The organism is Microvirga massiliensis, assembly GCF_001006805.1.
Lineage (GTDB): Bacteria > Pseudomonadota > Alphaproteobacteria > Rhizobiales > Beijerinckiaceae > Microvirga > Microvirga massiliensis.
In genome coordinates this window covers 276015-277467 of record NZ_LN811361.1, presented here as the reverse complement: position 1 = coordinate 277467, position 1453 = coordinate 276015, and the positions used below count along the sequence as shown (strand labels likewise).

The window sequence follows — 1453 nt, the reverse complement described above, 5'->3', positions numbered from 1 at the left end:
TCTTACGCGTGGCAGGGGCACCAGGAGGCCATACAGCCTGGAGGTTGCCATGAAGACCCTGCTGCTTTCGACAAGTCTCGTGTTGCTGGTCGGCGGTGCCGTGGCGGAGGAGACAAGACACACGAATGTCATCACGCCCGATGCCATGAAGTGGACGGAAAACCCGGCCTTTCCCAAGGGCATTCTGGTCGCCACACTGGTCGGCGATCCCACGAAGGCTGGCGAGACCGTCGTCCAGCGCATCAAGTTCCCGCCCAACTTCATGATACCGCCCCACACCCATCCCTTCTCGGAAGTCGTGACCGTCATCAGCGGCAACATCGGGACGAACAGTGGCGAGAAGCCCGAGAAGGCAGGCGGCCTGCTACAGCCGGGATCGATGTGGGTGTATTCGGCCAAGCACGCCCATTATTCCTGGACCGGCGATGGCGAGGCGATCCTTCAGGTCCAGTACACCGGCCCAGGAGGCATCGAATACGTCAATCCGGCCGACGATCCGCGCAAAGTTCGGTAACGCACCGCCTGCCTTGGTCGCCCACCACTGGGGAGTAGAGAGGTTCTTCGTCTAGTAACCAGAATCATTGATCCGCGAAACGCGGGAGGGGTAGCTGTAAGCCGCGCCCTGAAAGGCGTTGAAGGATTCAGGACGTGACTCCGAGTCCAGTGATTGTGGGTACTAGATCAGCCGCAATCGGCGGCTGTGAAAGGATCCGGAGGCCGCAGTCGCCTCCGCCAGAGCGTTCCTCTATGCCGCCTTCGTTATGCTCCTCGTCCGTCGGCGGGAGCTGTCAGGAATTTTGGACCGGACTCTCAGAGCCTATAGGAAGGCCGGAGTGCAGCATTACTACTCCTGGGATGGTAGGAGTCCCTTGGCCTTCCCTGACTGCTGGCGAGTCTCCTAGAGGCCCCAGTGTCGATCCCAGGGCCAAGCCTCGTGGCTCCCAGTGTGGACACCGTGGTGGGCAGGGGCTGGGCCTGGGTCTGTTGCTGTCGCGGGACGAGGTCACCCTGTGTTGAATATAGGGTTCGAGTAGGGCTGGCCCTTGGCCCAACGCTGTGGAGTTCTCAAGGCTCTGCGGAGTCCGTGGAGCGGCATTGTTCGTTCTCGGGTAGTCGAAAAGATTGAAGCCCTTTTTGGATCAGTCACGTACCGAACGATTGGTGGACTTTGCTACCGAATGCCGTGAATCCCATTGTCTCCTGGGCATGGCGTCCGGACGGGCAGGGCAACCCGAGCGATCCGCGGGCAAGGGCGCCTCTTCGTGGCGCCTGCTGCCTGACTTCGGGTTCGCCCCGGCGCAAATCCTTCCGGCGACTCTCGCCCAGGAAAGGATCCACACCCGCTGAAAGAAATCCCGAACGCAAATGGGCGGCCCGATCGGGCCGCCCATTTGCGTTGATGGCGGGTTCGCGCGCCTGCCGGACCTGTGCCAGGAGCCTCAGAGTCTGGCTC

General features: G+C 61.6%; 2 protein-coding genes. One reads left to right on the top strand and one right to left on the bottom strand.

Going from position 1 to position 1453, the window contains the following annotated elements:
* Positions 1-49 precede the first annotated feature (49 nt).
* On the top strand, positions 50-514 hold the full coding sequence (locus tag BN1233_RS30805; RefSeq protein ID WP_046867462.1) for a cupin domain-containing protein: 465 nt from the start codon (positions 50-52) through the stop codon (positions 512-514).
* 629 nt (positions 515-1143) lie between these two features.
* Here BN1233_RS30805 and BN1233_RS49235 read toward each other — a convergent pair.
* On the bottom strand, positions 1144-1453 hold a 310-nt coding region (locus BN1233_RS49235), incomplete at its 5' end, for a hypothetical protein (RefSeq protein WP_210168225.1).